Genomic DNA, 20,830 nt, shown 5'->3' with positions numbered 1-20,830 from the left:
CCAATGCCGGACGACAGAAGCAACGACGCCAGACCTTCTCCCGACGCACTGCTTGACCATGCCGAGCGGGAAGGTCGCGGCCGGCTGCGGATATTCCTGGGTGCCGCTCCCGGCGTAGGCAAGACCTACGAGATGCTGATGTCGGGCCGCGCCAGGCTGACCGACGGCGTGGATGTGGTGATCGGTGTCGTCGAGACGCATGGGCGCAAGGAGACACTGGCCCTGGTCGAGGGTTATGAGGTCATTCCCCGCCGCAAGGTCGACTACAAGGGGCGCACCCTCGACGAGATGGATATCGACGCCATCCTCGCCCGGCGCCCGGCGCTGGTTCTCGTCGACGAACTCGCCCACACAAATGCGCCTGGCAGCCGGCACCCCAAGCGCTATCTCGATGTCCAGGAAATCCTGACGCACGGTATCGACGTCTACACGACGCTCAACATCCAGCATGTCGAAAGCCTGAACGACGTCGTCGCCCAGATCACCAAGGTCAGGGTTCGCGAGACGGTTCCCGATTCCATCATAGACCAGGCCGACGATGTCGAGATCATCGATCTCACCCCCGACGACCTGATCAAGCGGCTCGAGGAAGGCAAGGTCTATTTCCCCAACACCGCGCAGCGCGCGATCGAGAACTATTTCTCGCCGGGCAATCTGACGGCGCTCAGGGAGCTGGCGCTGCGCCGCACCGCGCAGCGCGTCGACGACCAGTTGCTGATCCATATGCAGGCCCACGCCATTCCCGGACCGTGGGCCGCGGGGGAAAGGGTACTCGTCTGCGTCGACGCGCGTCCGGGCGGGGCGGCGCGTATTCGCTACGCGCGCAGGCTGGCCGACCGGCTCCGTGCCCCGTGGACGGCGCTGCATGTCGACAGCCCTCGCGCGGCCAGCATGCCCGAAGCGGACAAGGATCGGCTCGCTACGAACCTGCGGCTTGCCGAACAGCTCGGCGCCGAGGTGACCACCATTCCCGGTCAGAACATCGCGCAGGACATTGTTCGCCATGCGACGGCGAACAATTTCACCCATATCGTGGTTGGCAGGCCGACCCGGTCGCGCTGGCGGGAATTGATCGAAGGCTCGCTCACCTACGATCTCATCCGCAATGCCGGCGACATCAGCGTCCATGTCATTTCAGGAACCGAACGCAACGCCGAGGTGACGTCGAGGAGTGTCAAGGCGGCGGACGAGCAGTGGCAGTTCGAGATCTGGCCCTATCTCAAGGCCACGGCCTTTGTCATCGGTTCGCTCGCCTTCGCCGTCGTTCTCGACCAGTTTCTCGACGTTCGCAACCTGGCGATCATTCTTCTCATCGGCGTACTGGCATCGGCGGTAACCGGCGGTCTGTGGCCCGCTCTATACGCTTGTTTCGCCAGTGCCCTTGCTTTCAATTATTTCTTCCTGGAGCCTCGTTATACGCTGACGATCCGGGATCCGGAGAGCATCGTCGCGCTCGGCGTCTTCCTCGTCGTTGCGGTCATCGCCAGCAATCTGACGGCGCGCGTGCAGCGCCAGGCGGTTGCCGCCCGCTCGCGGGCGCGGGCCACGGAAGACATCTACCTCTTTTCAAAAAAGCTCGCCGGCGCCGGCACGCTCGACGACGTCCTTTGGGCCACGGCCTTCCAGATCGCGTCGATGCTGAAGCTGCGGGTGGTGCTGCTTTTGCCGGAGGACGGGACCATCACCGTCAAGGCCGGCTATCCGCCCGACGACACGCTGGCCGAGGCCGACATCGCCGCCGCCCGCTGGGCCTGGGAGCACAATCGTGCCGCGGGTCGCGGCGCCGACACGCTTCCGGGCGCCAAGCGCCTCTATTTGCCCTTGCGGACGGGGCGCACGGCCATCGGGGTCGTCGGCCTGGACAACGACAAGCAGGGTCCGCTGCTGACGCCCGAGCAGCAGCGGCTGCTTGACGCACTGGTCGACCAGGCGGCGGTCGCCATCGAACGTATTCAATTGGTTGCCGACGTCGACCGTGCCAAGCTCGCGGCCGAGGCGGACAGGCTGCGCTCGGCGCTGCTCACCTCCATTTCCCATGATCTGAAAACGCCGCTCGCCGCCATCATGGGCGCGGCCGGCACGCTGCGGGATTTTTCAGCAGCACTTCCCGAACCGGACCGGGCCGAACTGCTGTCGACGGTGCTCGACGAATCCGAGCGGCTGAACCGCTTCATCGCCAATCTGCTCGACATGACCAAGATCGAGTCCGGCGCGATGGAGCCGAACTACGCCTTTCACTATGTCGGCGATATCGTCGGCTCCGCCTTGCAAAGGGCCAGGAAAATCATTGGCGAGCACAAGATCGAGACCGACATCCCCAAGGATTTGCCGATGTTGAAGGTCGACCCGGTGCTGTTCGAGCAAGCGTTGTTCAATCTTCTCGACAATGCGGCGAAATATGCCCCGGCAGGCTCGACGATTCGCATGCAGGGTTGGACCGACAATGGCTCCGTCCTGCTGCAAATCATGGATGAAGGGCCAGGCATTCCTCCCGGCGATCTGGAACGGATTTTCGACACGTTCTACCGGGTGCGCAAGCGCGACCAGATCCGCGCCGGTACGGGGCTCGGTCTGTCGATCTGCCGCGGCTTCGTCGAAGCGATGGGGGGCACGATCATGGCGGCAAACCGGACCGACGGTTCGGGCGCGGTGTTCACCATCAAAATGCCCAGGCCGGCAAATCCGCCCAATTTCGACGCTTCGAATACCGACGACCACGATGTGGGTGACCTGGCATGACAAACTCGAACGTCAGGATATTGGTCGTCGATGACGAGCCGCCGATCCGCAAGCTGCTTCGCGTCGGGCTCGGCAGCCAGGGCTACGCGATCAGCGAGGCGCCGAACGCCAAAGTGGCGATCGAACTGATGGAGGCGGAGAAGCCGGACCTCGTCCTGCTCGACCTTGGCCTGCCCGGCATGAGCGGCCATGAGCTGCTGCGCAAATGGCGCGACGATGGTCTCGACATTCCAGTGGTCATCCTGTCCAGCCGGACCGACGAGGCCGGTATCGTCCAGGCCCTGGAACTCGGCGCCGACGACTATGTCACCAAACCCTTCGGCATGAACGAGCTGGTCGCCCGCATTCGGGTGGCGCTTCGCCACAAGTTCCAGCAGCAGGGCGAGAAGCCGATTTTCCAGACCGGCGATCTCAGCGTCGACCTGGTCAAGCGCATCGTCAAGGTCGAGGGCAAGGAGGTAAAGCTGTCGCCGAAGGAATACGACATCCTGCGCATGCTGGTGCAGCACGCCGGCAAGGTGCTGACCCACCATTTCCTGTTGAAGCAGGTCTGGGGCGACTCGACCGACGTGCAGTATCTCAGGGTTTATGTGCGGCAGCTCAGGCAGAAGATCGAGAAGAGCCCCGACCAGCCGCGCTACATCACCACCGAGACGGGCGTCGGCTACCGCCTGCGTGAGGTCGAGTAAGCGGTTTGGATTTTAGCCGGTCGCTTCCAGCTGCCGACCAAACGGTCTGGAAACCCGCAAGGCCGCCAGGCAGCCGACAATGCCGAGCGGCACGAAGGCGAGAAACAGCCAGGACGCGACATTCGCCGCCGCGTCGTGGTTCAGACCTTGCGAAAAGCCGCTGGCATTGGCGACGATGCCGGCAAGGGCTGCGCCCACGGCATAGCCGATGCGCTGCATGGTCGGCACCGCCGCCGAGGCGATGGTCTGCTCGCTCTCCGGCGTTGAGGCGACGATGACGCGTGTCAGGAACGGCCAGGCGATGCCGAAGCCGCCGCCCTGCAACAGGGCGCACATCAGGATCAGCGGGATGGAGCCCAGGGGTATCGTGTAGGCAAAGCCGGCGATGCCGGCCGCGATCATCACCGCGCCGCCGATGATGATCAGCCGCTCGCGCTGCGGCGGCGCGTTGGCGACCAGGATCGACAGGATCGACCAGGCGATCGATTCGGCGGCGATGATGTAGCCGGTGGTCAGCAGCGGAATGTCGTGAAGGCTGGTCAGCAGCAGCGGCCCGTAGACGCCGAAGGAACAGGTCGCCACCGAAAAGGCGGCAACCATGGTCATGCCGGCGCCGACCGGCGTGCGCCATGAGAACAGCCGCGCCGGGAACAGCCGCGAACGCGGCTTCAGCGCGTCGATGGTGAAGAACAGCACCAGGCCGATGAGGCCGACGGCCATCAGCAGCGAAGAGCGCAGCAAGGCGATGTCGACGCCGGCCGAGGCGATCAGCACCACGGCGACGGCAAGGCAGCCAAGGGCCGCGAACGGGAAGGGCGGCGCCCCGCCTGTGCTTGCCCTCGGCCTCGTCGCCTCCGGCGTGTTGAGCACGAGGAAGCTTGCCAGCGCCATGGCGGCGCCGCCGAGGGTGAAGATGCCGAAGGCCCAGCGCCATGACAAAAGCTCGGTCATGATCGCGCCGAGCAATGGTCCGCTGAAGGCGGCGACGCCCCAGATCGCCGACATGATGCCGAAAAGCTGCGGCCAGATGGCGCGCGAGAACAGTCGTTCGACCGAGACGAAGGCCAGCGACACCAGCGCACCGCCGCCAAGTCCTTCGATCAGGCGGCCGGCGAGGAACAGTTGCATGGAAGGCGAGGTGGCGCAGATCAGGGCGCCTGCTGCGTAAAGCAGCGCGGCGACCACCATGTTGGTGCGCAAGGGGACATAACTCACCAGTCGTCCGGCGGCCGCGCCGGCAACGATGGCGCCGAGTTCGTAGATGGCCAGCGACCAGCCGACGAGCTGTACGCCCGCCAGTTCGCCGACCATGGCCGGCATCACCGTTGCCACCATCGTCTCGTTGGTGGCGTGCAGCAGGATGCCGAGGCTGATGAAGCAGAAGCGCGCCAGGTCGCCGCTTGCCCACAATAAGCGCCAGTCGACCCTGTTTGTGCTGATCTCGGTCATTTCCACCCCTGTCTTGCATATCTCGACGCCAGCGCAGCACGCCAGAAGCCAGTACGGGTTTCCGGCAGGACCATGCGAATTGACAGCGCCGGATCGAGGCGTTGTGGCGTTCGGGGCAGGCTTGTAAAACCTCAACCGGGGTTGAGCTCAAGCGGTTTTTTTGAAGATCGTTCGCGCGGCAGCCTTTCCGGTTGCGGGTTCGTTGCGCGATCAGTTCTCGGTGCTGCGCAGCTGGAATTGGCTGACGCCGATCGCGAGGTTCATGCCGGTCTGCGTCTGCAAGCTGAGCGGCTGCAAGGTGAAGGCCTGAGAGAAGCCGCCGACCAGTAGATTGGCGCCGGCGCCGACGGCGGCCGTCACCTCCGCGCAGGCGCCGATGTAGTCGCCGGCCAGCGCACCCGGCGCATAGATGTTCTTCAGCGGCGTCAGCACGATCCACTGCATGACCGTCTGCTTCGTCGTGCCGATGTCGAGGCCGTATTTGTTGACGGCGCCGAAATAGGCTTCCGGCGCGAAGCTTTTGTCGGCGGGGTTAAAGGTGCAGCTCAGATCCTTGCTCGAGCCGAAGATGAAGCCGGTGCCGCCGCCTATGGCGCAGTCAAGCGTACCGACTTCCATGCCTCGGTCCTGCGCCTGCACCGCTCCGGATAGCGTGGTGAACATGGCGGCAGCTATGGCTGTCTTCAGCATGATGGTTCCCCTCCAAAATCAAACGGCGCGAAACCATCCTATCTGGTTCCGCGCCGCGGGGTGAGGGGTCATGGAGCGCACGGCTCCATGCAATCACTTGAATGAGTGGATCAGCTGGAGCGAAGTCACGGCCACGGCAAGGTTGACGCCGGTCTGCGCCTGGACGCTGAGCGGCTCCAGCATGAAGGCGCTGTCCAGGCCGCCAACCAGCAGATTGGCGCCGCCGCCGGTCACCACGCTCGCCTCGGCGTTGACACCGTAGTAGCTGCCGGCGAGATCGCCTCCGTCACGATCCCGGGTCGCAGCCAGCACGGCCCAGACGAGCTGGCCCTGATGCGTCTGGCCGACATCGAGGCCGATCTTGGAGATGACGCCTGTGTAAATCTCGGACGGCCCGTGATGATGAGGCCGGAAGACACAGGACACGCCCTTGTTGGAAGCGACGATATAAGCGGTGCCGCCGTCGATGGTGCAATCGAGCGTGCCGAGTTGCAGCTTGCCGGCGCTGGCCGGAGCCACCGCGAACATCGTCGTGGCGAGGGCAGCGGCGCAGGCGAGTTTCTTGATCATGGGAGGGTCCTTTCGCAAAATACTTTCAACAACGGCTTGGGTGGGTAGACCGTTCCGCTGAAAACTTGGCGCGATCAAGGCAGGGGCCGAAAGCCTCCTGCCGGGGTTAATGCGCGGTTGCGAAGTGCGTCCTTTCGGACACGCAAAGGATCCGCGGCACTTGGATGTCACGCGGATTTGTAGGGAAAGCCGAAACCGAGATCAGCTGACGCGGGCGAGGCCATCCTTGGCCGGCTGGTAGGTAGGGTCGAGGCGAACGGCTTCCTTATAGGATTTCGCGGCCTTCGCCTTGTCGCCGCGCCGCTCATAGATCAGCGCCTGGTTGGACCAGGCCTCGGCATTCCTGCCGTCGAGCTTGATCGCCATGTTGAAATCGGAGAAGGCGTTGTCCTCGTCGTTGGTCGCCAGATAGGAGAGGCCGCGACCGTTGTAGGGCTCGGCGGCGTCCGGCGCCAGCGAGATGGCTGTCGAGAAGTCCTCGATGGCGAATTTGTGCTGGCCCTGGCTCTGATAGATCAGGCCTCGATTGTGGTAGGCGCGCGCGTCGGTCGTATCGAGTTGGATCGCCTTCTGGAAGTCGTTGAAGGCGTCCTGGGTGCGACCCGCCTTGCGGTAAAGATTGCCGCGGCCGATGTAGGCGGCGTCGTAGTTGCCGTTGATCTGGATCGAGCGGTTGTAGTCCGCCAGCGCGGCTTCCTGGTTGCCGAGGAAGCGCTGGATGAGCGCGCGGTTCGAATAGGCCTGGAAGAAATTCGGGTTGAGCTGGATGGCTTGATTGAAATCCTTGAGCGCCGCCTGGTACTGACCGCCACGGCCATAGGCCGAGCCGCGCACATTGTAGCCTTCGGGATCCTGGGGATTGCGCTGGATGACCGCCGACAGCGAGGAAATGTTCTCGCTCGACCCTTGCGCCTTGTCGATGTTGTTGAATTCACCGGTCGGGCCGGCCGTTTGGCAGCCGGCGAGCGCCAGTCCGGAGAGCAGGGCTGCTGTCAGGGCGAAACCACGCAATGCGGTCCCGCGCTCCACGCTTGTTGCGTTCATGTCTGCCCTGTCCTCACTTCAAGCCGCGTCGTTCAGGTCCGGCTCCCCCTCCGGACCGGTCACATCAAAACAAAAAGGTGGCGGCGATTCCACATCGCGCCACCTCTGATATCCTTCGAAAAGGACGAAAAATTGGCGTTAGAACCGCGGCGGACGCGGAGCGCCACCTGCACCGCCGGCGGCGCCAGCAGCGACCGGGCGCGGCGTCATCGGCAGCAGGCCTTCGCGCTGGGCGCGCTTGCGGGCCAGCTTGCGGGCGCGGCGAACGGCTTCAGCCTTTTCGCGGGCGCGCTTCTCGGACGGCTTCTCGTAGTGACCGCGCATCTTCATTTCACGGAAAATGCCTTCGCGCTGCATCTTCTTCTTGAGAGCGCGAAGCGCCTGATCAACGTTATTGTCGCGGACGAGTACCTGCACGGGCAATCCTGTCTTTCGGGTTTGATATCAACAGGCAAGCGGCCATAGCCACTAGCCTCCGCGGCGGTTTACACCACGAATTGTGGCGGCTGATAGCAGAATCATGCCGCGCTGTCCACAGCGGAAATGAATTTGCGGGGCCAGCCGCCGTCTGTTTGCCTTGATATAAGGAGCCGACTAGGCCGTCGCGAGGTGCAGCAACTCGAAATCCTCGAAGAACTCGCCGTAGTCGCAGGTGATCTCCTCGCCCACGCCGATGTCGCGGGTCGCGGTGGCCCCGCCATATTGCGAAAAATCCGTGTTCGGATTGCTGGAATGGTTCATGAAGCGGCCATTGTCGACTTCATAGACCATGAAACCCGGCCGGTCCGGGCTCGGATAGGCATAGCGGTCGAGCAGCTCCCTGAGATGCGGGGGTGCCGTCTCGTATTTGTCCATGGGGATCAGCCGGTCGAAATCCGGATCGAGCCGCCAGATCGAAGCGCCTTTCCTGATCGGCTCCGCGGCGAACACGCCGACACCTTCGATCGCACTCGCAGTCACATAGGTTCTGATCAGCATCATGGTTCCAGACCCCGCTTTTGGACATAAACGGAATCGCCAAATCGCGGCGAAAAATCAAGAGCGGCCGTTTGCCTGGCGGCTATGAACATGCGTCCCGCCGCTGGAATCTTCACGTCCGGTTGATCGACACGCCGCCATCGGCAAACAGAGCCGCTCCGGTGGTGAAGCTCGAGGCGTCGGAGGCGAGATAGAGTGCCGAGCGGGCGATCTCCTCCGGCATCGCGATACGCTTCAAAGCATGCAGGCCTTCGACGAAAACCCGTGATTCCGGGGTCTTGAAGGTTGCCGCCGGTGTGTCGGTCCCGCCGGGCAGCAGCGCGTTGACCCGCACGCCTTTCGGGCCGTATTCGGCGGCCAGCACCTGTGTCAGTCCGATCAGGCCGGCCTTGCTCGCGGCATAACTGGTCATGCCGGGCATCCCGGCTGTGTGACCAACGAAGGTGGAGGTGAAGATCAGCGAACCGCCGCCGCGCTCGATCATTGCCGGCACCTGATATTTCGCGCCGAGAAACGCGCTGGTGAGGTTGGTGTCGAGCGTCTCGCGCCATCCCTCCAGCGGCAGGTCCGAAATCGGCCCCATCCGGCCAACGGCGCCGGCATTGTTGAAGGCGATGTCGAGCCCGCCGAACTTTTCGACCGCCAGATCGACAAGGGCCTTTGCATAAGCTTCCTCCCTGACATCGCCGGCAAGCGCGATGGCCGCGCCATCATTGTCTTCTATCTCGGCGACGAGCGTATCGAGTTCGGCCTGACGGCGGGCGGCGACGATGACCTTGGCGCCTTCCTCAGCAAAGAGTTTTGCCGAGGCCCGGCCGATGCCGGAACTGGCGCCGGTGACGATGGCGATCTTGTTTGCGAGTGCGAACATTTTTGCATCCTTTTCTTCGCGCCGGCCTGACCGGCAGTTGGGGTGCTTGGTCGCAGATCGAGGCAAGGCGAGCCACCCGATACGTGCCAAGATGCTGGAAAGCGCCGACGCACCGGATGCGTCTTTTTCACCACGGCGCAAAACGGCAAGCGCCGTCGCAAACAGCGCAAGGGTGGAAGCGCTGTTTCGCTAGTGATACACCTCGCGCGCCGGGACCGAATGAACGCCGGCCGCCATTCGCGAAGCCTTTTTGGGGCGAGGTTGGGACGTTGAAGAAATATTCGGTATTCGCCATCGCCCGGGAAGCCATGCGTGGCCACAAGGGCTGGGAGGAACAGTGGTCCTCGCCAGAGCCCAGGAAAGAATACGACGTCATCATCGTCGGCGCCGGCGGCCATGGCCTGGCCACCGCCTATTATCTCGCCACGGTGCATGGCATCACCAATGTCGCGGTGCTGGAAAAGGGCTGGCTCGGCGGTGGCAACACCGGCCGCAACACCACCATCATCCGTTCCAACTATCTCTATGACGAGAGCGCCGGCATCTATGACCACGCGCTGAAGCTGTGGGATGGGCTGAGCCAGGAGCTCAACTACAACGTCATGTATTCGGCGCGCGGCGTCATGATGCTCGCGCACAATGTGCACGACGTGCAGGTGCTGAAGCGCCACGTGCACGCCAACCGGCTGAACGGCATCGATAATGAATGGCTGACGCCGGAGCAGGCGAAGGAATTCTGCCCGCCGCTCAACACCTCCAAGGACGCGCGCTATCCGGTGGTCGGTGCGGCGCTGCAGAGGCGCGGCGGCACGGCGCGCCACGATGCCGTTGCCTGGGGTTATGCGCGCGGTGCCTCGGCGCGTGGCGTTCACATCATCCAGAATTGCGAGGTCACCGGCGTCAAGCGGGCGGCCAATGGCGCGGTCATGGGCGTCGACACGACGCGCGGTTTCCTCGGCGCCAAGAAGGTCGGCGTCGTTGCCGCCGGCCATTCCTCCGTCATCATGAACATGGCCGGCGTGCGCATGCCGCTGGAAAGCTATCCGCTGCAGGCGCTGGTGTCGGAACCGGTCAAGCCGGTGGTGCCCTGCGTGGTGATGTCGAACACGGTGCACGCCTATATCTCGCAGTCCGACAAGGGCGAGCTGGTGATCGGCGCCGGCACCGACCAGTATGTTTCCTATTCGCAGACCGGCGGCCTGCACATATTGCAGCATACGCTGGACGCCATCTGCGAGATGTTCCCGATCTTCACGCGCATGAAGATGCTGCGCTCGTGGGGCGGCATCGTCGACGTCACGCCCGACCGCTCGCCGATCCTGGCCAAGACGCCGGTGCCCGGCCTCTATGTCAATTGCGGCTGGGGAACGGGTGGCTTCAAGGCGACGCCGGGCTCGGGCCATGTCTTTGCCCACACCATCGCCAAGGATGATCCGCATCCGATCAACGCGCCTTTCACCATCGAGCGCTTCCGCACCGGCCGCCTCATCGACGAGGCGGCGGCGGCGGCGGTGGCGCACTGATGATGGCGCAGATGGCTGTCGCGATGCCGCTGATGCTGGCGGGGGAACAAGTGCTGGCGGGGGAACGGGGCATGTTCCATTTTCCGTCGGCGGACGAAGTGCGCACGCAGCCGATCAGCCGCACCGGCAACGAAACCGTCTGGCCGTTTTCGGTCGACGACGGCACGCTGGCCTGCGTCTGGAGCGGCGGCCAGAGGGTGGTTGTCTTCTTCGAAAACAGGCCTTCCGATTTAGACGAGGACGAGACATTCCAGCCGCGTCAAGTCATCGTCACCACCGATCCGATACAGCTCACCCTCGGCAACATGGCGTCCCGCGATCTGTTTCGTCCCGCTGCAAGCGTGGAAGAGCGCATCCGGCTCGTCGCACCGTTCGCGACCTTGGGACAGAAGCTTTGCGATCAACCGGCGGGCGCCCGCGTCGGCCACGGCGAATTGTAGGAACCAGGACAATGCTTCTCATCCGCTGCCCCTATTGTGAGGAAGAGCGTCCGGAACTCGAGTTCCGCAACGCTGGCGAGGCGCACATCGCGCGCTCGGCCAATATGGCCGGCGAGAGCGACGACGATTTTGAAAAGTTCTTCTTCATCCGCTCTAACCCCAAGGGCATCATTTATGAGCGGTGGCGGCACATGCATGGCTGTGCGCGCTTCTTCAACGCCGTACGCGACACCGTCACCGACAAATTCGTCATGACCTACAAGGCCGGCGAGCCCAAACCCTCCAAGCTGCCGGGAGTTGGCAAATGAGCGGCGCGTCGTACCGCATTTCCGGCGCCGGCCGCTTCAGCCAAGCCAAGACCGCGCGGTTCAGCTTCGATGGCCAGTCCTATGCCGGCATCGAGGGCGACACGCTGGCCTCGGCGCTGCTCGCCAATGGCGTCCATCTCGTCGGCCGTTCGTTCAAGTACCACCGTCCGCGCGGCATCCTGTCGGCGGGCGCCGAGGAGCCGAACGCCCTGGTCGAAATCAGGCGCGACGCGGCACGCAAGACGCCGAACGTGCGGGCGACCGTGCAGGAGCTCTATGACGGGCTTGACGCGCAGTCGCAGAACCGCTGGCCGTCACTGTCCTTCGACCTCGGTGCGGTCAGCGATATCGCCTCGCCGCTGCTTTCGGCCGGCTTCTACTACAAGACCTTCATGTGGCCGAAAGCGGCGTGGAAGACGCTCTATGAGCCAAAGATCCGCGCCGCGGCCGGTCTTGGCGTTTCCCCGGACCAGCCGGATCCCGACCATTATTCATCGCGCTATGCGCATTGCGACGTGCTGGTGCTCGGCGGCGGCGCGGCAGGCATCGCGGCAGCGCTTGCGGCGGCCGAGACCGGCGTGCGCGTCATCCTCGCCGACGAGCAGGCCGAGTTCGGCGGCAGCCTGCGTTTCGAGAGCGGCGCGAAAATCGACGGCCAGGACGGTTTTGCCTGGGCGCAAGCTGCCGTGGCGAAGCTCGCCGCGATGGACAATGTCCGCGTGCTGTCGCGCACGACGGCGTTCGGCTACTATGCGCAGAATTTTATCGGGCTGGTCGAGCGTGTCAGCGAACATCTGAGGACCCCCGGCCACGATCTGGCGCGCGAGCGGCTTTGGCAGGTCCGGGCCAAGCGCGTGGTGCTGGCCTCCGGTGCGATCGAGCGCCACATGGTGTTTGCCGACAACGACCGGCCGGGCATCATGCTGGCGGGTGCCGCGCGCACCTATCTCAACCATTATGGCGTCGCGGTCGGCAGGAATGTCGGCGTCTATACCGCCAATGATTCCGCCTATGCAGCGGCGATCGACCTGAAGAAGGCCGGCGTCAACGTGGCGGCGATCGTCGATTTGCGCGACAATCCGACCGGTCCGGTGATCGACGAGGCGAGGGCGCTCGGCATCGAAATCAATTTCGGCCGTGCGGTGATCCGCGCCGGCGGCAAATTGCGGGTCTCCTCGATGACCGTGCAGCCGAAGAATGGCGGCGGCGAACGCACCATCGCGGTCGATGCGGTCCTGATGTCGGCCGGCTGGACACCGTCGGTGCATCTGTTCTCGCAGTCGCGCGGAAAGGTCGCCTTCAACGACGAGACCAAGCGCTTCGTGCCGGGCACCTATGCGCAGGACTGCGTCTCGGTGGGCGCCTGCAACGGCACCGATGGGCTGTCGGCGACGGTGGACGAGGCCTATGCGGCGGGCGCCAAGGCGGCGAAAGATGCCGGCGCCAAAGCCGCCAAGAGCAGTAAGCCGAAGGTCGATGCGTCGGAGAGCTGGTCGCGCGGTATGTTGGGCGCGGCGCCCGGCGCCGGGCCGGACACGACGGTGAAGGCGTTTGTCGATTTCCAGAACGACGTCACCGCCAAGGATATCCGCCAGGCGGTGCACGAAGGCATGCGCTCGATCGAGCACGTCAAGCGCTTCACCACCAACGGCATGGCGACCGACCAGGGCAAGACCTCCAACATGCACGGCCTGGCAATTGCCGCCGAGACGCTGGGCAAGCAAATCCCGGAAGTCGGCCTGACCACGTTCCGGGCGCCCTATACGCCGGTGACCTTCGGCGCGATCGTCAGCCATGCGCGCGGTCCGCTGTTTGACCCGACACGCAGAACCGCGATCCATCCCTGGGCGGAGACGCAAGGTGCCGTGTTCGAGGATGTCGGCCAGTGGAAGCGCGCCTGGTATTTCCCCAAGGCAGGCGAAGACATGCACGCCGCGGTCGACCGCGAATGCGTCGCCGTGCGCAAGACGGCTGGCCTGTTCGATGCCTCGACGCTGGGCAAGATCGAAGTGGTCGGGCCGGATGCGGCCAAGTTCATGGAACTGCTCTACACCAACCCATGGGAGAAGCTGGAACCCGGCCGCTGCCGTTACGGCATCATGCTGCGCGAGGACGGCTTCATCTATGACGACGGCGTCGTCGGCCGGCTGGCGCCGGACCGATTCCATGTGACGACGACGACCGGCGGCGCGCCGCGTGTCATGAACCACATGGAGGACTATCTCCAGACCGAGTTCCCGCATCTCAATGTCTGGCTGACCTCGATCACCGAGCAGTGGGCGGTCATCGCGGTGCAGGGACCGAAGTCGCGTGACATCATCGCGCCCTTGGTCGAAGGCATAGACATGTCGGACGAGGCGCTGCCGCATATGTCGGTGCGCGAAGGCAAGATCTGCGGCGTGCCGACGCGGCTGTTTCGCATGTCGTTCACAGGCGAGCGCGGCTTCGAGGTCAATGTGCCGGCCGACTACGGCCAGGCGGTCTGGGAAGCGCTGTGGGCCGAAGGCCAGAAGCATGGCGCCGCCGCCTATGGCACCGAGGCGATGCACGTGTTGCGCGCCGAAAAGGGCTACATCATTGTCGGCCAGGATACCGACGGCACGGTGACGCCGAACGACGCCGGGCTCGACTGGGCGGTCGGCAAGAAGAAGACCGATTTCGTGGGTATCAGGGGTTTGACGCGGCCGGACCTTGTCGCCAAGGGCCGCAAGCAGCTGGTCGGTCTGAAGACCAAGGACCCCAAAGTGGTTCTGGAAGAGGGCGCTCAGATCGTCGAGGATCCGAAACAGGCGATCCCGATGAAGATGATCGGCCATGTCACTTCGAGCTACTGGTCGGAAAATTGCGGCCGCTCGATCGCATTGGCGCTGGTTGCCGGCGGCCGCGACCGGATGGGCGAGACCCTCCATGTGCCGATGCCGAACGGGGTGATCGAGGTGGAGGTTACCGGCATGGTGTTCTTCGACGAAACGGGAGGGCGCCTCAATGGCTAAGGCCGCTGCAAGAAAGACGGCTCCGGCTGCATCGCCTTCGGTGGAACGCCGTCCGGCGCTAACTGGACGCAGCACCACTGCTGCCGGCGTCAAGGTCGAGGTATTGCCGCCGGCCGAGCGCATGTCATTGCGTGCGCCGGAAGCCTCGGTTGCAGCGCTTTCGAAGGCGCTTGGTTTGACCTTGCCGAACAAGCCGAAAACCTCTGCCGCGAAGGGCGGGCGCACCGCACTGTGGCTCGGCCCCGACGAATGGCTTGTTATCGATGAGGCCGGCAATGATCCGCTCGTCGATTGTGCCAAAGTATCCGCGCTGCATTCGGCGGTCGGCGTCTCGCATCGCAACATCGCGATATCGGTGACGGGCACTGGGGCAGCGGCGGCGATCAATGCGGGCTGCCCGCAGGACCTGTCGCTCGACGCCTTCCCGGTGGGTGCAGCGTCGCGCACCATCCTGGGCAAGACCGAGATCGTGCTGCTGCGCACAGCCGCCGATGCCTTCCGGGTCGAATGCTGGCGTTCCTTCTCGGACTATGTCTTTACTTTCCTGTCCGAGGGATCGGGCGACGCGGCGGTCTGAACGCGGAACGTTTGCAGGGCACGCTCGTTCTGCATCCGCACGCCGAGGGAGAATGCCGATGCCGTCGAATTCCGCACCGAAGTCGCCGGTCATAAAGACATCGGCCGTACGCTCGCTCGAACATGAGCGGCATGAAGCGCCGAGCGCCGAAGAGGAACTCGAGGAAGGCCTCGAAGACACGTTCCCGGCCAGTGATCCGATATCCATAACCGGAACCGCCATCCCCGGCGCACCGGCGAAACCGGGCCAAGCCAAGACCGTGCCCGGGCGCAAGAAGCGCAAGACCTAGTATTCCATCGGGCCAGATCGCATCGGACCTTCTCAATCCCTTTGGGCGTGCTATTTAAAGCGCTTTGGGAGATGAAAATGCCGACAAAAGCGATCGTTTGGGGCGAGAACGTCCACGAGCAGACCAATGAAGCCGTGCGCGAGCTCTATCCGTTGGGGATGCATGGCACCATTGCCGCCGCCCTCAACCAGGACAAGGGCATCGAGGCGACCACCGCCACCTTGCAGGAGTCCGAGCACGGCCTGAGCGAAAAGCGTCTGGCGGCCACCGACGTGCTTTTGTGGTGGGGCCACGCGGCGCATGGCGAGGTCAAGGACGAGATCGTCGAGCGGGTGCAGAAGCGGGTGTGGGAAGGGATGGGCCTGATCGTGCTCCATTCCGGCCACTACTCGAAGATCTTCAAGCGGCTGATGGGCACACCCTGTTCGCTCAAATGGCGCGAGGCTGGCGAACGCGAGCGTGTCTGGGCGATCAACCACGGCCACCCGATCGCGCAAGGCATCGGTGAATGCCTGGAGATCGGCGAGACCGAAATGTATGGCGAGCCGTTCGCGGTGCCGGAGCCGCTGGAGACGGTGTTCGTCTCCTGGTACGAGGGCGGCGAGGTGTTCCGGTCCGGGCTGACGTACCAGCGCGGCGCGGGACGGATCTTCTACTTCTCGCCCGGCCACGAGACCTATCCAATCTATCACAATGAGGGCGTGCAGCAGGTGCTGCGCAACGCCGTCCATTGGGCGCACAACCCGGCGCCGGCATGGTCCGGCATCACCAATGCGCCGAACGTGCCGACGGATGCGGCCAAGGAGAAGATCGTGCAGAAGGGGCTGCGCCTGCATGCCGACGGCGACAAGGGCCTTAGTTGATTGGGTCTGAGCTGATCGGGGCCTGAGTTGCCTAAGGCGTGAGTTGATTTGGGGGCTTGGGGCTAATGCATCGAATTCTTCTGCTCGGCACCGGCGGTATCGCCGGGCATCATGTCGAGGAGTTTGCCGGGATTCCCGGCTGCAGCATCGTCGCTTGTGTCGACCAGGTGCCCGGTCGCGCGGCGGCGTTCGCCGCGGCCAGCAAGATCGGCGATTCTTTCGAGAGCCTGGAAGCGGCGATCGCCTGGGGTCAGTTCGATGCCGCCATCAACGCGACGCCGGATGGTGCGCATATGGCGACGACGCTGGCGCTGCTTGCCCAGGGAAAGCATGTGTTTTGCGAAAAGCCGCTGGCGCCGAACCACGCCGACGCGCTTGTTATGACCGAAGCGGCCGAGGCAGCCGGGGTGAATAACATGGTCAACCTCACCTATCGCAATTCACCGGCGATCCGCGAGGCACGGCGCATGGTTCAGGCCGGCGAGATCGGCGCGTTGCGCCATGTCGAGGCGAGCTATCGGCAAAGCTGGCGGTCAGCAAATCATGGGGTGACTGGCGGGTCGAGGACAAATGGCTGTGGCGCTTGTCGAGCCGGCACGGTTCAACCGGCGTGCTGGGCGACGTCGGCATCCATATCCTGGACTTTGCGACCTATGGCGCCGGCCAGGACATCGTCAGCCTCCACGCCGATCTGGTGACGTTTCCGAAGGCCGAGGGCGAGCGCATCGGCGACTATGTGCTGGACGCCAATGACAGCGTGGCGATGACGGCCCGGCTCAGTTCCGGCGCGCTCGCCACGATCGTGGCGAGCCGCTACATGACCGGCCACGCCAACGATCTGTCGCTGGCCCTGCACGGCACCAAGGGCGCCATCAAGGCCGAGACCGACGGCAAGGCATCGAGCCTGTCGGCCTGTCTCGGTGGGGATGTCGATCTGCAGCGTTGGCGAACGCTGGCGCTGCCCGATGTCAAGCGCAATGCCCGGCGCTTTGCCGACGCGCTGGATGTAGGCCGTAACGGCGATCCGTCGTTTCGGCGCGCCGCAGACATGCAGAAGCTGATTGATGCCGCCTTCGAGAGTTCAGCGGGCAAACGGCCGATCATGGTCGCTTGAAACTGGCCGGCTTGCGCCGGCCAGACGTAATTTCTGCAGATAATCAGAATGCGCTCGGCACAATCCACGGATTGATGCTGATGCCGAGGCGCGGGCCCTTGCCTTCAGCGGTGTTTTCCGTGGCGCCCTTCTTCTCGACCGAACCGGTCGAAGCGCAATCGAGCTTCACGTTGGTCTTGGTGTCCACGCAGGCCGCCACCGGCGCATGCTTGACCGGGTGGGTGGTGTTGGCGGCGAAGGCCGAGCCCGAAAGTGCCAGCACTGCGGCGAGGGTGAGAAGTGTCTTTTTCATCGTCAGTCTCCGGTTTCCGGGGCCGAATTCAATTCGTACCGGCGGGTGAATTTTTCTCGTACATGTACGATACGTTGTACAGATACGTCCGCCAGTCGCGAAGTTCAAGGCAAAACCGTACGCGTACGGTAAATTTTTTGTTAACCAAGAAATTCGCCCCGTTTTGGTGGGGAAGGGTGGGGAGGAAATATGGAAACGAACGGAGCTGGCGTTCAGCAGTTGACCGGGGTCTCGGTCAGCGGCGGCACGTTTTGCGTGCTGAGCGTTGCAAGCGTGAAATCGCACATCCGCTTCACGAAGGCCTGCGGATCGCCGAAGGGGTAGAACGGAAAGGTGATGAGCAACGAGATCGTGCCGTGGCCGACCGCCCACAGCATGGTAGCGATGGCGCGCGGATCGCCCTGCAATTTGCCGGCGGCGACGCAGGCTTCGACCCGGCTGATCAGCGCCTTCATCGCCGGGTTGCTCTCTTCCATTTCGTTGTAGCCTTCCGGCAGCTTGGTCTTTTCGGTCATGAACACGGTGCGGTATTCGTTGGGATTGCCAAGCCCGAAGGCGGCATATTCCGTCATCACCGCCTGCAAGGCCTCGATCGGATCGTCGGAGGGATGCTCCTCGATGCGGCGGGCCAGCGTCTCGAACGCATCCTCGGCCAGAGCGAACAGGATGTCCTGCTTGTCGGCGAAATAGGAATAGACCGACATAGGAGCATAGCCGACCCGCTTGGCCAATTTGCGTATGGTCAGGCCCTCATAGCCCTCTTCATGGACAAGCTTGTGCGCGGCCTCGAGCAATTCGGAGCGCAGTTCTGCCTTTTGTTTCTCGCGGCGTGTCTGGACGCTCTGCGGCAAGATCTGGTGCCTTTGGTTGGGTTGGTGCCTGGCTAAATTATATACGCTGTACGGAAACGGACAAGGGCACGGGAAGTTCCCAAACGGTATGCTTCGGATCGTGCCGACGCTTGTCGAAGTTGGCGGCACCCGTGATCGGCACTGTTGCTCGCCCAGCCGCACATCGTCACGCCTTCTTGTCGATCAGTCTTGCGGCGAGATGCGAAAGCAGTTTCACCGCCTCGCCATAGGTTTTCGCCTTTTCCGGATTGGAGGCGTTGCCGTCCAGCGCCCTTTTGAAGACACCCTGGCAGATCGCGGCCAGCCGGAAGAAGGAAAAGGCCAGGAAGAACGTCCAGTTGCCGATACCGCTGAGCCCGCGCCGCCGGCAGTAGCTGGCGACGTAGTCCGTTTCGGAGGGCAGCCCGAGCGTCGCGCGGTCGATGCCGCCCAGGCCGCGAAAGCCGGAAGCATGCGGCAGCCGCCATTGCATGCATTGATAGGCGATATCGGCGAAGGGGTGGCCTGATGTCGACAGTTCCCAGTCGAGCACCGCCAGCACCGTTGGCCGGTTCGGCGCGAAGATCAGATTGTCCAGCCGGTAGTCGCCATGCACCAGCGAGATCCGGCCGTCATCGGCGGGCATATGCGTTTCCAGCCAGGCAATCAGCTGGTCCATATCGGTCACGGTGCCGGTTTCCGAGGCACGGTACTGGCTCGTCCAGCGCGCCAGCTGGCGCTCGAAATAATTTCCCGGCCGGCCGAAATCGCCGAGACCCACTGTTTCGACATCGACCTCGTGCAGCGCCGCGAGAGTATCGTTCATGGCATTGTAGATGGCAGCGCGGTCTTCGTTGTCGCGAGCCTCCGGCAGGGCCGGATCCCAGAAAATACGGCCGTCCAGGAAATCCATGACGTAGAACATGCGGCCGATCGGTGAGTCCTCAGCCGACAGATGCAGCATGGCAGGCACAGGCACGGCGGTGCCGGCAAGCGCGCTCATCACCCTGAATTCGCGGTCGACCTGGTGCGCCGATTTCAGCAATTGCCCCGGCGGCTTGGCGCGCAGCACGTAACGGCCGCTTGCCGCCGTTAAAAGGTAGGTCGGGTTCGATTGGCCGGATTTGAATTTTTCGACCGCAGCAAGCCCGGAAAAGCCAGGTATGTTCGCCTCCAGGTAAGGCGCAAGCGCTGCCTGGTCGAGAACGGGATCACTCATGCGGTCTCGGGCTGGCGTTCTATCAAGGTCAGCGTCAGCCAGCGCGCGGTCAGTGCCGGCTTCTTCGAACCCTCGATCTCGATCGTCACGTCATGCGCGGTCTGCACCCAGCCCGACGGCCTGACCTTGACGTCGGCCAGCACGAAACGCGTGCGGATGCGCGCGCCCGTTTTCACCGGCGCCAGGAAGCGCAGCGAATCGAAGCCGTGGTTGACGCCCATCTTGCCGTTTTCCAGCGGCGGCATGGTCTCGAAGGTCATCGCCGACAACAGCGACAGCGACAGAAAGCCGTGCGCGATGGTGCCGCCGAACGGCGTTTCGCGCATGGCCCGCTCCGGATCGCAGTGGATGAACTGGTGGTCGTCGGTGGCGTCGGCGAACTGGTCGATCATGCGTTGCGTCACCACCCGCCACGGCGATACGCCAACCTCCTTGCCGACACTGGCCAGAAGCACATCGAGACTGATCGGTTCCACGCGGATGTCCTCCAGTTCACCCCCGGCTTCCATGGCCGGAAAATGTCATTCCTTGAACAGCGTCAGCCCATGCTGCACCGACTGTCCGCCGTCGATCGGCAGGATGGCGCCGGTGACATAGCTGCCTGCACGGCTGCACAAATAGAGCGTTGCGCCGGCAATGTCATCCGGTGCGCCGATACGGCCGATCGGAACATGGTTGCCGACGTGCGTGGCCTGTTCCTCTGTGGCGGTGGCAAATGCCGTCATCCGGCTCTGGAAGGGGCCGGGGGCAAAGGCGTTGACGGTGATGCGGCGGGCGGCGAACTCGAGCGCCAGTGTGCGCGTCAGATGATGAACCGCGGCCTTGGAGGCGGTGTAGGAATAGGCGTCGTCGGCCAGCGGCTGCGTGCCCATCACCGATCCCAGGTTGATCACCCTGGCCGGATCGGCATCGCTGGCGGCGGCCTCGAGCAGCGGCAGCAATTCGCGGGTCAGATGGAAGACCGCGGTGACGTTGATGCCGAGCACCTTCGCCCATGCCGAATAGGGGAAGCTTTCCAGCGGTGCGCCCCAGGAGACGCCGGCATTGTTGACCAGAATATGCAGTTTCCCGGTCCGCGCTTTGACCTCGGCGACGAGTGCGGCAATGCCGGTTTCGCTGGAGACATCGCCGGCAAAGCCTTCGGCCCGGCCGGAAGCGCCAAGACCGTTCAGTTCTTCGGCCACCTTGATGCAGTCATCGCCCTTGCGCGACGCGATCATCACGCTGGCGCCGGCCCTGACCAGCGCGGTTGCCGCCATGCGGCCGATACCGGTCGCGGCACCCGTCACCAGCGCGGTCTTGCCAGCCACCGAAAACAGCTCGTCTAGATAGCTCATCACAATCCTCCGCGC

The 20,830-nt window shown here is 63.8% G+C and carries 21 protein-coding genes and 1 pseudogene; 10 read left to right on the top strand and 12 right to left on the bottom strand.

The window, feature by feature from the left end; all coding sequences use genetic code 11:
- Window positions 1-3: 3 nt before the first annotated feature.
- Window positions 4-2,739: a DUF4118 domain-containing protein gene (locus tag NKH52_RS03275; RefSeq protein WP_352728258.1), complete on the top strand. Its 2,736-nt coding sequence runs from the start codon at window positions 4-6 to the stop codon at window positions 2,737-2,739.
- The gene (locus NKH52_RS03270) at window positions 2,736-3,428 is read left to right on the top strand and encodes a response regulator transcription factor (protein WP_127290642.1); all 693 of its coding nucleotides are present in this window, start codon (window positions 2,736-2,738) and stop codon (window positions 3,426-3,428) included. The genes NKH52_RS03275 and NKH52_RS03270 overlap by 4 nt, the downstream gene beginning before the upstream one ends.
- Before the next feature lie 12 nt (window positions 3,429-3,440).
- Here NKH52_RS03270 and NKH52_RS03265 read toward each other — a convergent pair whose 3' ends face one another.
- From NKH52_RS03265 to NKH52_RS03235, 7 genes are all read right to left on the bottom strand, one after another.
- Entirely contained in the window at window positions 3,441-4,877 is a 1,437-nt protein-coding gene (locus NKH52_RS03265) for an MFS transporter (RefSeq protein WP_127290640.1), read from the bottom strand.
- 210 nt (window positions 4,878-5,087) lie between these two features.
- On the bottom strand, window positions 5,088-5,567 hold the full coding sequence (locus tag NKH52_RS03260) for a DUF992 domain-containing protein (protein ID WP_352728261.1): 480 nt from the start codon (window positions 5,565-5,567) through the stop codon (window positions 5,088-5,090).
- 93 nt (window positions 5,568-5,660) lie between these two features.
- On the bottom strand, window positions 5,661-6,137 hold the full coding sequence (locus NKH52_RS03255; RefSeq protein WP_023810131.1) for a DUF992 domain-containing protein: 477 nt from the start codon (window positions 6,135-6,137) through the stop codon (window positions 5,661-5,663).
- 201 nt (window positions 6,138-6,338) lie between these two features.
- Entirely contained in the window at window positions 6,339-7,181 is an 843-nt protein-coding gene (locus NKH52_RS03250; protein ID WP_127267752.1) for a tetratricopeptide repeat protein, read from the bottom strand.
- 138 nt (window positions 7,182-7,319) lie between these two features.
- A complete protein-coding gene (rpsU, locus tag NKH52_RS03245; protein ID WP_023810129.1) occupies window positions 7,320-7,598 on the bottom strand; it encodes a 30S ribosomal protein S21 in 279 nt (92 codons plus the stop codon).
- A 177-nt stretch (window positions 7,599-7,775) separates the two neighbouring features.
- Window positions 7,776-8,162: an SET domain-containing protein gene (locus NKH52_RS03240; RefSeq protein ID WP_127290632.1), complete on the bottom strand. Its 387-nt coding sequence runs from the start codon at window positions 8,160-8,162 to the stop codon at window positions 7,776-7,778.
- A 109-nt stretch (window positions 8,163-8,271) separates the two neighbouring features.
- Window positions 8,272-9,030 (bottom strand): SDR family oxidoreductase, encoded by a 759-nt coding sequence (locus NKH52_RS03235; protein WP_352728264.1) that lies wholly within the window; start codon window positions 9,028-9,030, stop codon window positions 8,272-8,274.
- Window positions 9,031-9,299: 269 nt separating this feature from the next.
- Between NKH52_RS03235 and NKH52_RS03230 the strand changes: the two genes are divergently transcribed.
- The 8 genes and pseudogenes from NKH52_RS03230 to NKH52_RS03195 all read left to right on the top strand — a co-directional run bounded on the left by NKH52_RS03230 (window position 9,300) and on the right by NKH52_RS03195 (window position 17,137).
- Window positions 9,300-10,553 carry a sarcosine oxidase subunit beta gene (locus NKH52_RS03230; RefSeq protein WP_352728266.1) on the top strand — a complete coding sequence of 418 codons (1,254 nt, stop codon included), beginning with the start codon at window positions 9,300-9,302 and terminating at the stop codon, window positions 10,551-10,553.
- Entirely contained in the window at window positions 10,553-10,993 is a 441-nt protein-coding gene (locus NKH52_RS03225) for a hypothetical protein (protein WP_352728267.1), read from the top strand. The genes NKH52_RS03230 and NKH52_RS03225 overlap by 1 nt, the downstream gene beginning before the upstream one ends.
- Before the next feature lie 11 nt (window positions 10,994-11,004).
- A complete protein-coding gene (locus NKH52_RS03220) occupies window positions 11,005-11,301 on the top strand; it encodes a sarcosine oxidase subunit delta (RefSeq protein ID WP_127259924.1) in 297 nt (98 codons plus the stop codon).
- Window positions 11,298-14,294: a sarcosine oxidase subunit alpha gene (locus tag NKH52_RS03215; RefSeq protein WP_352728269.1), complete on the top strand. Its 2,997-nt coding sequence runs from the start codon at window positions 11,298-11,300 to the stop codon at window positions 14,292-14,294. Before NKH52_RS03220 ends, NKH52_RS03215 begins: the two co-directional genes overlap by 4 nt.
- Window positions 14,287-14,871: a sarcosine oxidase subunit gamma gene (locus NKH52_RS03210; protein ID WP_352728271.1), complete on the top strand. Its 585-nt coding sequence runs from the start codon at window positions 14,287-14,289 to the stop codon at window positions 14,869-14,871. The genes NKH52_RS03215 and NKH52_RS03210 overlap by 8 nt, the downstream gene beginning before the upstream one ends.
- A gap of 58 nt (window positions 14,872-14,929) precedes the next feature.
- Entirely contained in the window at window positions 14,930-15,160 is a 231-nt protein-coding gene (locus NKH52_RS03205; RefSeq protein WP_352728273.1) for a hypothetical protein, read from the top strand.
- A 77-nt stretch (window positions 15,161-15,237) separates the two neighbouring features.
- Window positions 15,238-16,023 carry a ThuA domain-containing protein gene (locus NKH52_RS03200; RefSeq protein WP_352728275.1) on the top strand — a complete coding sequence of 262 codons (786 nt, stop codon included), beginning with the start codon at window positions 15,238-15,240 and terminating at the stop codon, window positions 16,021-16,023.
- A 65-nt stretch (window positions 16,024-16,088) separates the two neighbouring features.
- Window positions 16,089-17,137 (top strand): annotated as a pseudogene (locus NKH52_RS03195) (Gfo/Idh/MocA family protein).
- A gap of 43 nt (window positions 17,138-17,180) precedes the next feature.
- On the opposite strand, the gene NKH52_RS03190 reads toward NKH52_RS03195, so the two are convergent.
- The 5 genes from NKH52_RS03190 to NKH52_RS03170 all read right to left on the bottom strand — a co-directional run bounded on the left by NKH52_RS03190 (window position 17,181) and on the right by NKH52_RS03170 (window position 20,815).
- Window positions 17,181-17,429, bottom strand: coding sequence for a DUF680 domain-containing protein (locus NKH52_RS03190; protein ID WP_127290616.1), 249 nt, complete (start codon window positions 17,427-17,429; stop codon window positions 17,181-17,183).
- A gap of 212 nt (window positions 17,430-17,641) precedes the next feature.
- Window positions 17,642-18,280 carry a TetR/AcrR family transcriptional regulator gene (locus NKH52_RS03185; RefSeq protein WP_027037641.1) on the bottom strand — a complete coding sequence of 213 codons (639 nt, stop codon included), beginning with the start codon at window positions 18,278-18,280 and terminating at the stop codon, window positions 17,642-17,644.
- Between the two features lie 166 nt (window positions 18,281-18,446).
- Window positions 18,447-19,478: a phosphotransferase family protein gene (locus NKH52_RS03180; protein ID WP_352728277.1), complete on the bottom strand. Its 1,032-nt coding sequence runs from the start codon at window positions 19,476-19,478 to the stop codon at window positions 18,447-18,449.
- Complete coding sequence (locus NKH52_RS03175) at window positions 19,475-19,987, bottom strand: MaoC family dehydratase (RefSeq protein WP_276325616.1); 513 nt, start codon at window positions 19,985-19,987, stop codon at window positions 19,475-19,477. The genes NKH52_RS03180 and NKH52_RS03175 overlap by 4 nt, the downstream gene beginning before the upstream one ends.
- Before the next feature lie 12 nt (window positions 19,988-19,999).
- Window positions 20,000-20,815 (bottom strand): SDR family oxidoreductase, encoded by an 816-nt coding sequence (locus NKH52_RS03170; protein ID WP_352728279.1) that lies wholly within the window; start codon window positions 20,813-20,815, stop codon window positions 20,000-20,002.
- Window positions 20,816-20,830 lie beyond the last annotated feature (15 nt).

It is taken from the genome of Mesorhizobium sp. M1066, assembly GCF_040318635.1.
Taxonomy (GTDB): Bacteria; Pseudomonadota; Alphaproteobacteria; order Rhizobiales; family Rhizobiaceae; genus Mesorhizobium.
Note: the sequence above shows the minus strand (reverse complement) of the source record. Positions and strands in the feature narration are given on the sequence as shown.

What these genes read in the sequence shown, in the direction of transcription:
- NKH52_RS03275 (WP_352728258.1), top strand. Translation starts at nt 4, where the DNA reads ATGCCGGACGACAGAAGCAACGACGCCAGACCTTCTCCCGACGCACTG.
- NKH52_RS03270 (WP_127290642.1), top strand. Translation starts at nt 2,736, where the DNA reads ATGACAAACTCGAACGTCAGGATATTGGTCGTCGATGACGAGCCGCCG.
- NKH52_RS03265 (WP_127290640.1), bottom strand. Translation starts at nt 4,877, where the DNA reads ATGACCGAGATCAGCACAAACAGGGTCGACTGGCGCTTATTGTGGGCA.
- NKH52_RS03260 (WP_352728261.1), bottom strand. Translation starts at nt 5,567, where the DNA reads ATGCTGAAGACAGCCATAGCTGCCGCCATGTTCACCACGCTATCCGGA.
- NKH52_RS03255 (WP_023810131.1), bottom strand. Translation starts at nt 6,137, where the DNA reads ATGATCAAGAAACTCGCCTGCGCCGCTGCCCTCGCCACGACGATGTTC.
- NKH52_RS03250 (WP_127267752.1), bottom strand. Translation starts at nt 7,181, where the DNA reads ATGAACGCAACAAGCGTGGAGCGCGGGACCGCATTGCGTGGTTTCGCC.
- NKH52_RS03240 (WP_127290632.1), bottom strand. Translation starts at nt 8,162, where the DNA reads ATGATGCTGATCAGAACCTATGTGACTGCGAGTGCGATCGAAGGTGTC.
- NKH52_RS03235 (WP_352728264.1), bottom strand. Translation starts at nt 9,030, where the DNA reads ATGTTCGCACTCGCAAACAAGATCGCCATCGTCACCGGCGCCAGTTCC.
- NKH52_RS03225 (WP_352728267.1), top strand. Translation starts at nt 10,553, where the DNA reads ATGATGGCGCAGATGGCTGTCGCGATGCCGCTGATGCTGGCGGGGGAA.
- NKH52_RS03220 (WP_127259924.1), top strand. Translation starts at nt 11,005, where the DNA reads ATGCTTCTCATCCGCTGCCCCTATTGTGAGGAAGAGCGTCCGGAACTC.
- NKH52_RS03215 (WP_352728269.1), top strand. Translation starts at nt 11,298, where the DNA reads ATGAGCGGCGCGTCGTACCGCATTTCCGGCGCCGGCCGCTTCAGCCAA.
- NKH52_RS03210 (WP_352728271.1), top strand. Translation starts at nt 14,287, where the DNA reads ATGGCTAAGGCCGCTGCAAGAAAGACGGCTCCGGCTGCATCGCCTTCG.
- NKH52_RS03205 (WP_352728273.1), top strand. Translation starts at nt 14,930, where the DNA reads ATGCCGTCGAATTCCGCACCGAAGTCGCCGGTCATAAAGACATCGGCC.
- NKH52_RS03200 (WP_352728275.1), top strand. Translation starts at nt 15,238, where the DNA reads ATGCCGACAAAAGCGATCGTTTGGGGCGAGAACGTCCACGAGCAGACC.
- NKH52_RS03190 (WP_127290616.1), bottom strand. Translation starts at nt 17,429, where the DNA reads ATGAAAAAGACACTTCTCACCCTCGCCGCAGTGCTGGCACTTTCGGGC.
- NKH52_RS03180 (WP_352728277.1), bottom strand. Translation starts at nt 19,478, where the DNA reads ATGAGTGATCCCGTTCTCGACCAGGCAGCGCTTGCGCCTTACCTGGAG.
- NKH52_RS03175 (WP_276325616.1), bottom strand. Translation starts at nt 19,987, where the DNA reads ATGGAAGCCGGGGGTGAACTGGAGGACATCCGCGTGGAACCGATCAGT.
- NKH52_RS03170 (WP_352728279.1), bottom strand. Translation starts at nt 20,815, where the DNA reads ATGAGCTATCTAGACGAGCTGTTTTCGGTGGCTGGCAAGACCGCGCTG.